At 49.3% G+C, this 14,343-nt stretch carries 11 protein-coding genes and 1 pseudogene; 10 read left to right on the forward strand and 2 right to left on the reverse strand.

Going from position 1 to position 14,343, the window contains the following annotated elements; genetic code table 11:
* Positions 1–83: 83 nt before the first annotated feature.
* Positions 84–257: a hypothetical protein gene (locus ACDE64_RS09995; RefSeq protein ID WP_411349880.1), complete on the reverse strand. Its 174-nt coding sequence runs from the start codon at positions 255–257 to the stop codon at positions 84–86.
* Positions 258–435: 178 nt separating this feature from the next.
* On the opposite strand from ACDE64_RS09995, the pseudogene ACDE64_RS10000 reads away from it, so the two are divergent.
* The 8 genes and pseudogenes from ACDE64_RS10000 to ACDE64_RS10035 all read left to right on the forward strand — a co-directional run.
* Positions 436–549 (forward strand): annotated as a pseudogene (locus tag ACDE64_RS10000) (oxidoreductase); the annotation flags it as partial.
* A 334-nt stretch (positions 550–883) separates the two neighbouring features.
* Positions 884–2,953, forward strand: a complete 2,070-nt coding sequence (locus ACDE64_RS10005; protein ID WP_411349881.1) for a bifunctional aldolase/short-chain dehydrogenase — start codon at positions 884–886, stop codon at positions 2,951–2,953.
* A gap of 148 nt (positions 2,954–3,101) precedes the next feature.
* Complete coding sequence (rhaI, locus tag ACDE64_RS10010) at positions 3,102–4,322, forward strand: L-rhamnose isomerase (protein ID WP_411349883.1); 1,221 nt, start codon at positions 3,102–3,104, stop codon at positions 4,320–4,322.
* Positions 4,319–5,794 (forward strand): rhamnulokinase, encoded by a 1,476-nt coding sequence (locus ACDE64_RS10015; protein WP_411349884.1) that lies wholly within the window; start codon positions 4,319–4,321, stop codon positions 5,792–5,794. The genes rhaI and ACDE64_RS10015 overlap by 4 nt, the downstream gene beginning before the upstream one ends.
* 21 nt (positions 5,795–5,815) lie before the next feature.
* The gene (locus tag ACDE64_RS10020; protein ID WP_411350262.1) at positions 5,816–6,574 is read left to right on the forward strand and encodes a DeoR/GlpR family DNA-binding transcription regulator; all 759 of its coding nucleotides are present in this window, start codon (positions 5,816–5,818) and stop codon (positions 6,572–6,574) included.
* Between the two features lie 381 nt (positions 6,575–6,955).
* Entirely contained in the window at positions 6,956–7,684 is a 729-nt protein-coding gene (locus ACDE64_RS10025; RefSeq protein WP_411349885.1) for a (Fe-S)-binding protein, read from the forward strand.
* Complete coding sequence (locus ACDE64_RS10030) at positions 7,681–9,207, forward strand: LutB/LldF family L-lactate oxidation iron-sulfur protein (protein WP_411349886.1); 1,527 nt, start codon at positions 7,681–7,683, stop codon at positions 9,205–9,207. Before ACDE64_RS10025 ends, ACDE64_RS10030 begins: the two co-directional genes overlap by 4 nt.
* Positions 9,197–10,009 carry a LutC/YkgG family protein gene (locus ACDE64_RS10035; RefSeq protein ID WP_411349887.1) on the forward strand — a complete coding sequence of 271 codons (813 nt, stop codon included), beginning with the start codon at positions 9,197–9,199 and terminating at the stop codon, positions 10,007–10,009. Before ACDE64_RS10030 ends, ACDE64_RS10035 begins: the two co-directional genes overlap by 11 nt.
* Before the next feature lie 118 nt (positions 10,010–10,127).
* Here the strand turns inward: ACDE64_RS10035 and ACDE64_RS10040 are convergent, their stop codons facing one another.
* The gene (locus ACDE64_RS10040; protein WP_411349888.1) at positions 10,128–11,441 is read right to left on the reverse strand and encodes an MFS transporter; all 1,314 of its coding nucleotides are present in this window, start codon (positions 11,439–11,441) and stop codon (positions 10,128–10,130) included.
* Positions 11,442–11,789: 348 nt separating this feature from the next.
* On the opposite strand from ACDE64_RS10040, the gene rpsN reads away from it, so the two are divergent.
* Positions 11,790–12,059 (forward strand): 30S ribosomal protein S14, encoded by a 270-nt coding sequence (rpsN, locus tag ACDE64_RS10045; protein ID WP_411346327.1) that lies wholly within the window; start codon positions 11,790–11,792, stop codon positions 12,057–12,059.
* 532 nt (positions 12,060–12,591) lie between these two features.
* Positions 12,592–14,328: a carboxylesterase family protein gene (locus ACDE64_RS10050; protein ID WP_411349889.1), complete on the forward strand. Its 1,737-nt coding sequence runs from the start codon at positions 12,592–12,594 to the stop codon at positions 14,326–14,328.
* Positions 14,329–14,343 lie beyond the last annotated feature (15 nt).

Consider the following 14,343-nt stretch of genomic DNA (forward strand, 5'->3'; position numbering starts at 1 on the left):
AAAAGGCAGTACAGATCGTTATGATCCATACTGCCTGCTGTATACATTGATCTGGATTCCTGTAGCGATCTGATTACGCCAGATTACTTATCGGAATCTTTTTTGTCTTTGTTGTCATCGTCGCCCGAGGCAACTGGAGATGGTTTGGATACCCAATCATCTGCTTGGGTTTCAGGATTGGCACCCTGTTCCTTTTTGTGTTTCTCCATTAGTGTATCTTCCGAATTCGGATTTTCCATATTGTTGTCTTGTGTCATGATGCTCTCCTCCTCGTGAATACTTCACTTTATTTTGTTCAGTAATGCTCTGTTCTTCATTACCCGATTGCAGAAAAGGGAAACATATATATGTCAAAGTCGTCTTATTCCATAACGAGCAGAAACGAGCAGAGAAATATACATGTACATACGAAATATGTAAAAGGAGATATTTAGTATGGAAAATATGAGCCTGTTGTTGACTCGCCTGATGTTGAGCATTGTGTTTTTATGTTATATATCACAGAAGTTGTTTGGATGGTTTGGCGTTTATAGCATCAAAGGTATTGGAAATACGGTCATATGGCATATCAAATGATCGTGTTTCTTTTTGTATAAAAGTCAGATTACCCTGCATATTACTTTACTTATTACCGATTAAGCGTTACCAATTTTAAATATATTTTTGTTTATTTCCGATTTATATATTTTCAAATAAAAACAGAAGTGATATACTGCAAACAAAGGAACCGCTATTTGGCATGATATTCCAGACAAGCGGTAGCATACTAGGCAATATAATCGACAACATCTGTAATGCAATCAACTGTGTATCGAGCGGCAGCAATGAACAGGAAGATACCTATTCGCGCGCCACAACGACACAGAACAATGGAGGATAACGCATGATACCGAATCAATGGAATGCACAGCAGGCAAATAGTATACAAGAAGGTGTGGACAAGCTTGTATACCGATCCAATCTGATTGGCTCTGATCGCCGGGTATGTAACTGGGGCGGCGGTAATACGTCCAGCAAAGGGACAGTACAGGATTTTCGCGGTCGTGATGTAGAAGTGATGTATGTAAAGGGCAGTGGCTCCGATCTGGCGTCGATGAAGGCGCAGCATTTTACAGGATTGCGTCTCGATGATATTGTTCCGTTGTTTGAACGTGAGGAGATGCCGGACGAGGAGATGGTCGCTTATCTGGGTAATTGCATGATCGATGCCAAAGCGCCGCGTCCATCGATTGAGACGCTGCTGCATGCGTTTCTGCCGTTCAAGCATGTGGATCATACGCATCCTGATGCGATTATTAGTCTCTGCTGTGCGGATAATGGCAAAGAGCTGGCGCGTGAAATTTTTGGAGATACGTTTGTCTGGGTGCCGTATATTCGTCCGGGCTTTACGTTATCGAAAATGATCGCTCAAGGCGTACTGGATCATCCTAACCCGCAACTGGTACTGATGGAAAAGCATGGTCTGGTTACATGGGGCGAAACACAGGAAGAATGTTACAATACAACTATCGAGATCATTAATCGCGCTGCACAGTACATCGAAGACAAGGCAAAGCAAAAGCCGCTATTTGGTGGCGAGAAATTGCAAGCGTTCTCATCGGAACAGCGCAAGCATCTGGTATCCAGCATTATGCCTGCGGTACGTGGTGCGGTTAGCGATAGCAAGAAGATGATTTTGACTTTTGACGATGGTGACGATGTGCTGGCATTTGTGAATGGTACAGATTCGGCTGCCTTATCGCAGGTCGGTGCGGCTTGTCCCGATCACCTCGTACATACAAAGATGAAACCGCTATTCATCGATATTGCGCCAGATGTAGATGATGTGGACGGGCTGAAGCAGGCAGTTATTGAGGGCATTCATCAATACAAAGAAGAGTACCGTGCGTACTTTGAGCGCAATCATCAGGAAGGCGATGTGATGTTTGAGCCAGCACCGCGTGTCATCCTGATTCCGGGTGTCGGTATGATCAACACTGGCAAAAGTCATGCCATGTCGCTCGTTAGCGGTGCACTGTATCATCGGGCGATTGCTGTCATGGGTGGTGCGACCGCATTGGGCGAGTTCGTGTCACTGAGCGAATCGGAATCGTACAACGTCGAATACTGGCCGCTGGAATTGTATAAATTGTCGCTCGCTCCTGCCGAAGCAGAATTTTCCCGGCAGATCGCACTTATTACAGGCGGCGCAGGCGGAATCGGCAGTGCAACCGCACGTCGCCTTGTGAGCGAAGGCGCACACGTTGTGCTAGCAGATCTGAATCTGGAAGGCGCACAAAAGGTAGCCGACGAGCTGAACGAAGCCTTCGGTCCTAACCGCGCACTGGCAGTGAAGATGGATGTGACGAATGAGCAGCTGGTATCGCAAGCATTTGCCGACACGGCACTTGCATATGGTGGTGTCGATGTTCTCGTCAACAATGCTGGTCTGGCAACATCCAGTCCGTTTGACGAAACGTCGCTCAAAGAATGGGAACTCAATATGAATGTACTCGGAACCGGCTACTTCCTCGTAGCGCGCGAAGCTTTTAAAATCATGAAGCAGCAGGAGCTTGGCGGTAGTATGGTCTTCATCGGCTCCAAAAACTCCGTCTACGCTGGCAAAAATGTAACAGCATACAGTTCAGCCAAAGCGCTGGAAGCACATCTGGCACGCTGTATTGCAGCCGAAGGTGGCGAGCTGGGTATTCGCGTCAATACGATTTTGCCGGATGCGATTCTGCAAGGCTCAGCGATCTGGAATTCGAACTGGCGCAACGAACGTGCCGCTGCATACGGCATTGAGCCGGATCAGCTGGAAGAGCATTATCGCAAGCGTACGACGTTGCTCGTTAACATTTATCCAGATGATATCGCCGAAGGAGTGGCTTATTTTGCCTCATCCAGAGCAGCGAAGACGACCGGCTGTATGCTAACGATTGATGGCGGCGTTCCGGCAGCCTTTACTAGATAAAAGAACCGCTTAGGATCATAGCTAACATTTGATTGATTATGATGTATACCAATCTATTACGATTGATTGCGATCTGGAAATCATATATGTGAATGTTATTGTACAAGTTTCACTTGACTTCATCCAACCCAATCAAGGAGGCATTATTATGTCCGACAAAGCGTATGCCTTATTCGAAGAACAACAGCAAGCCCGCGGCATTGACCTGAATACTGTCAAATCCCGCTTACAAGCATTGCAGATCGAGACTCCATCTTGGGGCTATGGCGATTCCGGTACCCGGTTCAAAGTGTTCCAAAAAGAAGGCGTGCCGCGCAATCCGTTTGAAAAATTAGAAGATGCGGCGCAGGTGCACAAAGTGACCGGGCTTTGCTCCTCGGTAGCGATCCACATTCCATGGGACAAAGTGGACGATTACGGTAAGCTGCGCAGTCATGCCGAAAGTCTGAATTTGAAAATCGGTGCGATCAACCCGAATCTGTTTCAGGAAGAAGATTATATGCTGGGGAGTGTAACGAACGCCGATCCAGCAATTCGCCGCAAAGCGACCAACCATCTGCTGGAATGCGTCGATATTGCCCGTGAAACGGGATCACGCGATATTAGTCTCTGGTTTGCCGATGGTACGAACTATCCGGGGCAGGGCAGTATTCGCCAGCGCAAGCATTGGATGCTAGAATCACTGGCGGAAATGTACAAATCGTTGTCGCCGGGGATGCGGATGCTGATCGAGTATAAGGCGTTTGAACCTGCCTTTTATCATACGGATATTGCTGATTGGGGTATGGCGTACAATTATGCGCTCAAGCTCGGCGAGCAGGCGCAAGTGCTGGTCGATACGGGACATCATCTGCCGGGGGCGAATGTGGAGCATATCGTATCGTATTTGATTGATGAAGGACGTTTGGGCGGATTCCATTTTAATAGTTATAAATATGCTGATGATGATCTGATTGTCGGGACGATCAATCCGTATGAGCTGTTCCTGATCTTCTATCAGATTCTGGATGCGGCGGATAGCGGGGAGCAGCGTCTGGTAGAGGCAGTCAACAATATTGCGTATATGATCGACCAATCGCACAACATCGAACAGAAGATTCCGGCGATGATTCGCTCAGTACTCAATGTGCAGACACAATATGCGAAGGCACTGCTGGTCGATCATCGCGAGGTGGCAGAAGCGCAGGCGCGCGGCGATGTGCTCGGAGCGGAGGATGCGGTTCGTCGTGCATTTGAATTTGATGTGACACCACTGCTGCATGCTGTACGCGAGGAGCAAGGATTGCCTGAGGAACCGATGAGAGCGTATTTGGATAATCAATATGGCAGCAGTATTCTGGCACGCGGCAAAGGCGGTGCAAGCTGGTGACGATTCTTGCTTATGATCTGGGGGCAGGCAGCGGCAGAGCGATCGTCGGCAGACTGAACGATAACCGGATCGTGACGCAGGAGATTCATCGGTTTAGCAATGATCCGGTTAAAGTGGGCGACCATCTGTACTGGGATATTTTACGGCTGTATCACGAAATTCAGCAGGGGCTGATCATTGCCAAGCAGGAGCAGATGCTGCCGGACAGCATTGGTATTGATTCGTGGGCAGTTGATTTTGGATTGATCGGTAGACAGGGCGAATTGCTTGCCAATCCGTATCATTATCGGGACTGGCATACACATGGTTCGATGGAGCGACTGCAAGCGGAGTTGTCGGCAGAGCGGATATTTGAAGCGACTGGGATTCAGTTTCTGAGCTTCAATACGATCTATCAGCTTGAAGCGATGGGGCGCGCGGAATCGCCGCTGCTCAAGGAAGCGCAGCGTTTTCTAATGATTCCCGATCTGCTGCGGTACTTTCTGACGGGCGAGATGATCAATGAATTTACGAATGCGACGACGACACAGCTGTACAATGCTAGACAACAGGAGTGGGATCGTAAGCTATTATCGCATATTGGATTGTCGCCCTCGCTATTCGGCAAGCCGGTGCAGCCGGGAGCGGCAGCTGGACATTTGCGTTCGTCGCTGCGGGTTGATCTGGGCTTGCCGGATATCCCGGTGACGGCGGTTGCGGAGCATGATACAGCCTCTGCTGTTGTGGCGGTACCAGCGTTGTCGGATTCGTTTGCCTACTTGAGCTGTGGTACATGGTCGCTAATGGGGACAGAAGTGAAGGAGCCGGTGATCAACGAGCAGGCGCTGGAGCTGAACTTCACCAATGAAGGCGGAGCGTACGGTACATTCCGATTGCTGAAAAATATTATGGGGCTGTGGATCTTTCAGGAGTTCAAGCGTGAAAGCGAGCGCGGTGGACACCATGTATCGTATGCCGATTGGATCAACGATACGGAAGCGGCTCCGGCATTTGCCGCTTTTATTGATCCAGATGACCAGCTATTTTTGCATGCCGGGGATATGCGTTCTCGTGTGCGTCAATATTGTCGTCAGACCGGGCAACAGCCGCCGGATGGATATGGTGAGGTAGCGCGCTGCATTTTCGAAAGTCTTGTTTTAAAATATCGTTATGTACTAGAGCTGACCGAGCAGCTGTCATGCAAGACATTCGACGGTCTGCATATGGTCGGCGGCGGCATTCAAAACCGCTTGCTCTGTCAATGGACAGCGAATGCAATTCGTCGCCCAGTCTGGGCAGGTCCGGCAGAGGGAAGCGCGATTGGCAATTTGGCGGTACAATGGATAGCACAGGGGACATTCCGCGATATCCGCGAAGCAAGAGCCGTCATCCGTGATTCTTTTCCAGTGGAGATCTATGAACCGCAGGAACAGGACGCATGGGAAGACGCTTATGGACGCTTCCGCCGATTGACCGCAGTGCCCGTACAATAACGATGCGGAGTTGAGGACTTGATGTTAGTAGCGGAACGGTATGACATGATTATCAAACTGGTCAATGAAAAAGGCAGCATGCGCGTCACCGAATTGAGTGAGCGTTGTCAAGTAACCGAGGAGACGATTCGGCGTGATCTGGATCGACTGGAGCGTCAGGGAATGCTGAAGCGGTCACACGGCGGCGCGGTCAGCGTTAAGGATGAACAGCCGGAGACGCCCTTTTCCGAACGGGAGATTATGCATGCCGATGAGAAGCGGCGGATTGCCGAGCAAGCGGTCAAGCTCATTCAGCCGAATGACCGCATACTGCTTGATGCGAGTACGACGGCGTGGTATATGGCGGCAAGTCTACCAGACATTCCGCTGACTGTACTGACCAATTCGATCCGGGTAGCGACCCAGCTTAGCAACCGTGAGAAGATTCAAGTGATCTCTACTGGTGGACAGTTGGTACAGCGCTCGCTGTCCTTTGTCGGTCCACTGGCAGAGCGTTCGCTGGATACGTACTATGTGAACAAGTTGTTCTTGTCCTGTCAGGGCGTGCATCTGGAACGCGGGGTGAGCGAATCCAACGAATTGCAAGGACGCGTGAAGCAGAAAATGGTCGGCATGGCGGATCAGGTCATTTTGCTGGCAGATGCGAGTAAATTCGGTGTGCAGGCATTTGCCCATGTGATGAATCTGGATGAGGTGGATGAGCTGATCACCGATAATCGCTTGCCAGGTGAGACGGTAAGACAGTTGGAAGAACACGATATTCGTGTGACGCTTGTCTGAAGATGCTCACTCGTGAGCAAGGCGTTGTGGAAGATTATAGGTTGAAGCAGATGATATGAGAGCGATTGGAACCGTATATCAAGTCAATTCATGATGCAACATACGCTCATTATTAGATGGATGGTATAGTTCTTATTCGCAGATGAGACACACTTGCAGATGATACACAATTCGCAGCCCGGCGTATGAACCGGGCTTTTCTATTCTAATGATGTGAAAAGGGATTTCTATCCATCCCAAAGTAGATGAGATGTGGACGTTTATTACAGTTACAGTCGTCTCATACGTAAATGTTCGATCGTAAATGTTCAATTTTTATTTGTAAGCGGTTGCTTCATAAATGGATATCTTACCAACAATCCCGCAGAAAGAAGGTGCAGCATGAAAGTTTCCCTGTTTATTACCTGTTTGAGCGATGCAATCTATCCGCAGGTTGGTGAAGCGATGGTCCGCTTGCTGGCAGCCCACGGGGTCAAGCTGGATTTTCCGCCCATTCAGACATGCTGTGGTCAGCCGTCCTATAACAGCGGCTATTGGGAGGAGACACGCACAACAGCGAAGACGATTCTAAAAGCATTTGAAGATAGTGATTTTGTTGTATCACCGTCGGGATCATGTACGTATATGATCCATCATTATCCTGAATTGTTCAAAGATGATCCGCATTGGTTGGAGCTAGCACATGAACTGGAAAAGAAGACGTATGAATTTACCCAGTTTCTCGTTCAGGTGTTAGGTGTGACGGATGTGGGTGCGCATTTTCCATATAAAGTTACGTATCACCCGTCATGTCACGGCAGTCGCTTGCTTGGGGTCAAAGATGAGCCGATGGAGCTGCTGCATCATGTGAAGGGCTTGGAGCTAGTGCCGTTACCATTTGCCGAGGATTGCTGCGGATTTGGTGGTACATTTGCAGTGAAGATGGCGGATATTTCCGGTGCGATGGTAACGGAAAAGGTCGATCATATCAAGGAAACCGAAGCGCAGGTGTTAGTAGGGCTAGATATGGCGTGCCTGATGAATATCGCTGGCAATTTGCGTCATCGCGGAGAACAGGTACGTGTGATGCATCTCGCCGAGCTGCTGTATGAAGGGGTGATGGTCACATGAATACGGCACATTCTACACACGGAACAGTCAAGGAACGGGCAGACGTGGCGCTGAACAATGATTTTCTACGCAAAGCGGTACGATTCACCACCGAGCGTCTGCGTAGTGGCAAACAGTCAGCCGCGATGGAGCATGGCAACTGGGAAGAATGGCGGGAGCGCGGGCGGCAAATCCGACTGCATACGATCGCACATCTGGATTATTATCTGAATCTGTTCGTGGATAATGCACGCAAAAACGGAGTTCATGTCCATTTTGCACCGGACACAGTAGCGGCGACAGATATCGTGATGACGATTGCTCGCCACAAGCAGGCACAATCGGTCGTCAAGTCCAAGTCGATGGTATCTGAAGAATTGCATATTAATCGTGCGCTGGAGCTAGCAGGAATCGAAACGGTAGAAAGTGATCTGGGCGAATATATTATTCAGCTTGCCGGGGAAGGACCTTCCCATATCGTCATTCCCGCTATTCACAAAAATCGCTACCAGATCGCCGAGCTGTTGTCCGAAGATGCAGGCGAGACGCTGCCGCCGGATACAACCGTGCTGGCAGGATACGTTCGTCGCAAGCTGCGTGAGAAATTCCTCGGCGCGGACATCGGTATGACTGGTTGTAACTTTGCCATTGCCGAGACGGGTTCGATGGTTTTGTTTGAAAATGAAGGCAATGCGCGCATGGTGACCACAGTGCCCAAAACGCAAATTACACTGATGGGCATGGAGCGCATCATTCCGTCATGGGAAGACCTTGAAGTGATGGCGACCTTATTACCGCGTTCTGCTACTGGTCAACGGCTAACGATGTACATGTCAGGCATTACTGGACCGAAACGCACAGCCGATGGCGATGGTCCAGAGGAAATGCACATCGTGATCGTCGATAACGGCCGTTCACAGCAGTTAGGTGATCCGGAATTTCAGGAGCTGCTCAATTGCATTCGCTGTGGAGCTTGTCTGAATGTCTGCCCCGTATATCGTCAGATCGGCGGTCATTCCTACGGCGGCACGTATAGTGGTCCAATCGGTGCCGTATTGACACCGGCGCTTAATCGCAATGTGGCGGAATGGGACGATATTGCCAACGCATCGAGCTTGTGCGGAGCATGTTACGAAGCATGTCCAGTTAAAATCCCGCTGCACGATATGCTCGTCTATTTGCGCCGCCGCAAAGTGGAACGTGGTCACGGCAATCGCTGGGAGTCCATCGGTATGAAAGGATTCGCAACCGTTATGGGCAATTCCAAACGGCTCCATCTAGCGCTGAAGATGGGTCAGCTATTTCAGAAGCCGATCGTAAAAGATAACGGCATTACACTCAAACTCGGTCCGCTCAAAGGCTGGAACACGTATCGTGTTATGCCGAAGATGGCGGATCATTCCTTCCGCGATAGCTGGTCAGAGCTGCAAAAGGAAACAGAGCAGCAATCTCATCAATTGGACGATAGCATCAAGGAGCGGATGGAGCGCATCGTGCGTGAACGAAGCCAGCGCAAGACAGGAGGCGACATACATGAAAACTGATTCCAAGCGTCCAAACCTTGAACAGAACAACGAACAGAACAACGTAGCATCCGATAGCGAGCCATCGTTTACACCTACCGATTCTCAACAACCAGATTGGTTACAAGAGCTGGAAGAACGTTCTCGTACAGCTCAAAAGGATTTTATCGACAACATTTCCACTAGGCTCAAACGTCCAATCATGACAGAGCCGCCACAGCATCCGTTTCGCGGTGCACCGCCGTTCTGGGCAAGTTTTGATTGGAACGAGGAGGAGAGAATTCAGCGTTTTACCCAGCATTTTCAGGAAGTGGGCGGGCATGTAACGCGTGTGGCGGATTGGCAAGAAGCAGGTCAATGGATCGCCGAGCACGCTCGTCATCTTGGTGCGCAGTATATTGTGCGTCAGCAATTGCCAGAGCTGGAACAACTGCAATTGGAGATGCAGCTACCAGAAGCGCATATTTCCGTTTGGAATAGTGATCCGGCACAGCCGTGGAAGGCGCGCGCCGCCGAAGCAGATATTGGCGTTGTGCTTGCAGATGGCGCTGCTGCATATACTGGCACCGTTATGGTCACTTCTGCTGCACAGCAGGGACGCTCTGTTAGTCTGCTGCCGACGGTGTGCGTTGTGCTGTTGCCTAGAGAACGGCTGTTTACTCGACTGGGTGAGCTATTGATTCCACTGGATACGCGCGGACGAGAGAATTTGCCAGCAGGTGTCCATTTTATCTCCGGTCCTAGTCGGTCGTCTGATATTGAAAATGACCTGACGATTGGTGTACATGGTCCGGGTATTATTTATACGTTACTGATTGGATGAAGTTGGGATGGAATACTGTGCATTATTCCACCTTATCAGTCCAGCGAATCACATGTATACGTTAGAGCAGTGTAGCACATACATGGGCAATCATATGCCCGATATGCGCTGCACTGCTCTATGCTTTTTTGACCATAGAAGGAGACATACGCTTGTCTTTCACACGAACCAATCCAGTAATGCCAATCAGCGTCAACAACAAACCGGCAAGCACGAACGCTGGCGTCACACCCGCAGACGTAACGAGCAGACCACCCAGCAATGGACCGGTAGCTGAACTGGCAGAAGTGAGACTACTCACTGTACCGAATACACGCCCTGTCATATGCACCGGGGTATGCTGTTGCAGCAACACCTGAAATGGTATAAAAGCAAATCCCGCTCCGATACCGACCAGCCAGAACGACAACAACAGTAATCCCGTTGTCAGCGATCCAGCATGAACCATCGCCGCAATCGGACCGACTATTACGAAGACCAATCCCATCAATGCAGCTCCGGCACTCATTTTGGATAAATGAGAGATATGCAGTCGTGAAGATAGCCACGCTGCCGTCAACGTCCCAACTCCGCTTGCAGTCATACACCAACCAAGCAATGACTGCTGAATACCCGGAATCTGGCGAAATAGCACAATCGTTTGCGAATCGGCAAGCTGCAATACGAGCAGCACCATACAGAGCAGCAACGTACCATAACCGATGATGCGCATATGTAGCATATAACGAACGCCCGTCACCAGATCGCTCCAAAATGAACGCTGACGTTCTCTTTCTTCCGGCTCTGCATCACGACTTGCCGTCTGCATCGCTTGCCGCTGATATTCACGTCCCGGCAAAGCTAGCAAAATCAAGCTCGACAGTAAAAAGGTCACCGCATCCACCACAAAGCTCCACTGAACTCCGGCAATCGCTAACAATAGTCCACCTAGCGCAGGTCCGGCGATTTTACAGCCCTGTTCAATCGAGGAGCTGATCGTTACCGCTTGGGGCAATTGAGATGACGGAACGATTTCGCGTAATTTGGCATTTTTGGCAGGAGAGAATAGGACGTCAAATATACTTTTGCCGATGAGAATGAGATAGACATGCCATAGTTGCGTAGCCCATAACAGACTGAATACGAGCAGCACACGGATCAAGTCGGCGAATATCATCAGCCATTTGCGATTCAGCCGATCCGCGAGCACACCTGCCAGTGGTCCACCAACCAGCATCGGCAATACGATACACAGTGTGGTCCACGTAATCTGCATCGGTGTTGCCTGCCAGACCATGCCGATCATTGTTAATAACGCTAGCAAATGAAGCCAGTCGCCCAGATTAGAGATTAGCTGCGCCGACATTAACACGATAAAATGCCGATTGCGATGCAGCGGTGGTAATGATGGATGGTCTAGCGCTCCATCACCATTCAGTGATTGTAGATTCATGCATCATTCTCCTTTGCAATTGAATTCGGATATGTAGGATTGTTATTGCATGTATTGTAAAAAAAATACAACGCACTGTCCTCAGCCCACTGTCCTCAGCCCACGGCAGGAGAAGAAGTGGACAAAAGCCGTAGATACGCAGCAGTAGCCCTATATGAGAACACATCTATTCACTACATACAGACCGAGCGATACATCGGAATAACAACCAACCACATCACCTATAAGAGCGTTACATCATCGTATAAAAAGAATCACTTATACAAAAAGGTTGCCAATCCAAGCTTTTTATTCTATACTATTTAATAGTAATTATTACGATTAATAAAAAAAAGGAGTGTTACCCCTATGGCTAAAAAATCTAAAGTTGTCCGTCAGCGTCAGCGTGAAGCGCTGGTGGCTAAATATGCGGAGAAACGCCGCCAATTGAAAGAAGCAGGAGATTACGAAGCGCTGAACAAGCTACCACGCGATTCATCGCCCACTCGATTGCATAATCGTTGCCAAGTAAGCGGTCGTCCGCATGGTTATCTGAGCAAATTCAAAGTGTCACGGATCGTCTTCCGCGAGCTTGCCTATCAAGGTCAAATTCCCGGCGTGAAAAAGGCAAGTTGGTAATCCAATCGCGTTGTTGATCTTTGGCATCGTACAATGGATTCCTTAACTATTGTCATTACGATTGCACTGCATGATGGAATGATGGATTGTACCTTATGATTGAACGATGGTGGAGCATCTCCTGTCTGCTTCCATTTCCATGCAAGACAGGAGATGTTCTATATATCTGTTCATCTAGCGGTACATAGTCGCCTTATAATGAGCAAGATCTTGATTGTAAAATCAAAATACATATGCAGATATGGAAGTACGCATTTCAGCTAATAACCATTTATTGGTCCTTGAAAGCGCTACAAAATGTGGTATACTTATCTGCACATGAAGGATTGTTACCGGATCGTCCGGGCGAAACCTGATTTGACTGCTTTACTGTTGCGATAGACAGTGAGCAGACAAGTCGGGTTTTTTGCTTTTTCAGGACGATTTTCCATACGACTGCAATCGTTTACATATAAGTCCCAATGAATATCGCAGTTTGAAGGAATACGGCACATTCTTCGTCTATTTTTCACAACAGAGAGGCAGGGGTATAATGAGTACAGGAAACGGAAACAGATGGTATCTAGCCGCAATGATGGCACTGTTGGTATTGTTCGGTACTGCTGGCACATGGAGTACCGTGGGAGCAGCAGCAACGACAGGAAGTGAATCCAGTATGTACGCATATCAGGCAGACATTCAGCAGCCAACCTCGCAGGCTATATGGAACGGCACCAAATCGACCAGCGCCAATACGCTGATGTGGCTTGGTGTTCCTTATGCTCAGGCACCGGTAGGTGAACTGCGCTGGCGCGCACCACAAGCGCCTCAACAGACACCGGAGCAGACAGTCGAAGCGACTAAATTGCCACAAGTATGTACGCAGCTTGCAAGTGGTAAAGTGACAGGTAGCGAGGATTGCTTGTATTTGAATATTTATCGTCCAGCGACTAGTGATGTACAGTTGCCGGTACTGGTCTTTTTACATGGTGGCGGGAATGTAACTGGTAGTGGCGGTTCTTTTGACGGACAGGCGCTGGCGGAGAAAACGAATGCCGTGATCGTGACTGTCAATTATCGTCTTGGTCTGTTGGGCTGGATTCGTAATCCGGCGCTGCGTACAGGCGACGCTGCCGAAGATTCAGGGAACTTTGCCTTGCTGGATCAGATTCAAGCGTTGAAATGGGTGCAGCAGCATATCGAGAGCTTTGGTGGTAATACCCACAATGTCACGTTGGGCGGTCAATCTGCCGGTGCGCGTGATGTGCTGGCGCTGACGATCTCTCCGCTTGCCAAAGGACTGTTTGCCAAAGTGATGCCACTGAGTGGCGGGATGACGACCACAACTCCGGCTGTCGGTGAAGCCTACGATAACGAAAAGCTGGCAGATGTACTCGTGAAAGCTGGTCAATCGGCGACCAAAGCGGAAGCATTGAACTATCTGAAGCAGACGGATGCAACCGAATTGCAACAAACGCTGCGCGGACTGGATAGTAGTCTGCTTGTGCAAGCAGTCGGTTCCGTTATGATTCGTATGTCCGAATTCCCGCATCTGTTCACCGACGGAACGGTGCTGCCAAAGCAGGGATTTGACGTTGTAGATAGCGGCAACTATAACCGTGTACCGATGCTGATCGGCAGTATGCAAAACGAGTTCAATGCGTTTGCCGCATTTGATCCTACGTTCCTGCCAAGCTTCAGCAAACATACATGGGAACCAACAACCGAAAAACAATTCTGGCAGGCAACCGCATATGGCAGCCAGTTATATTCTTCTTTTAACGCGGATCAGGTAGCAGCCAAGTACAGCAAAGATAGTAAGGCGAAAAACATCTATGCCTACCGCTTCGCATGGGGTGCACAGGATGCAGGACTGAAAGCACCAGCGAAATACGTTGCCGCCACGCATGGCGTCGATCTCGATTTCCTGACCGGTGCGTTTGACAAGAGTGCGTTTGCCGGATTGTTCCCGGGCACGCTGTATACCGATGCCAATCAAAAAGGACGTCTGGCATTGACCGCACAATATCGCGAATATGTAGCGAATTTCTTACATGGCAATAACATCAGCGCAGGCGACTTGACCCCGTGGAGCACATGGCAGCAATCAGGCAAATTGCTCAAGCTGGATGCGACAGAAACGAAAGCACGCACCAGCATGATCAAAGGTAATGCCAACGCCGCAGCTATGAAGAAAACCATTCAGGCATCGCTGAACCAATCGTCAACATCCGTTGTATGGGATACTGTGCTGAACGGTCGCTTCTTCTTCGAACCACAGTATCAATAACATCGATACAATCAA

Source organism: Paenibacillus sp. WLX2291 (assembly GCF_046603665.1).
Lineage (GTDB): Bacteria > Bacillota > Bacilli > Paenibacillales > Paenibacillaceae > Saccharibacillus.

What these genes read in the sequence shown, in the direction of transcription:
- ACDE64_RS10025 (WP_411349885.1), top strand. Translation starts at nt 6,956, where the DNA reads ATGAAAGTTTCCCTGTTTATTACCTGTTTGAGCGATGCAATCTATCCG.
- ACDE64_RS10030 (WP_411349886.1), top strand. Translation starts at nt 7,681, where the DNA reads ATGAATACGGCACATTCTACACACGGAACAGTCAAGGAACGGGCAGAC.
- ACDE64_RS10035 (WP_411349887.1), top strand. Translation starts at nt 9,197, where the DNA reads ATGAAAACTGATTCCAAGCGTCCAAACCTTGAACAGAACAACGAACAG.
- rpsN (WP_411346327.1), top strand. Translation starts at nt 11,790, where the DNA reads ATGGCTAAAAAATCTAAAGTTGTCCGTCAGCGTCAGCGTGAAGCGCTG.
- ACDE64_RS09995 (WP_411349880.1), bottom strand. Translation starts at nt 257, where the DNA reads ATGACACAAGACAACAATATGGAAAATCCGAATTCGGAAGATACACTA.
- ACDE64_RS10020 (WP_411350262.1), top strand. Translation starts at nt 5,816, where the DNA reads ATGTTAGTAGCGGAACGGTATGACATGATTATCAAACTGGTCAATGAA.
- ACDE64_RS10040 (WP_411349888.1), bottom strand. Translation starts at nt 11,441, where the DNA reads ATGAATCTACAATCACTGAATGGTGATGGAGCGCTAGACCATCCATCA.
- rhaI (WP_411349883.1), top strand. Translation starts at nt 3,102, where the DNA reads ATGTCCGACAAAGCGTATGCCTTATTCGAAGAACAACAGCAAGCCCGC.
- ACDE64_RS10050 (WP_411349889.1), top strand. Translation starts at nt 12,592, where the DNA reads ATGAGTACAGGAAACGGAAACAGATGGTATCTAGCCGCAATGATGGCA.
- ACDE64_RS10005 (WP_411349881.1), top strand. Translation starts at nt 884, where the DNA reads ATGATACCGAATCAATGGAATGCACAGCAGGCAAATAGTATACAAGAA.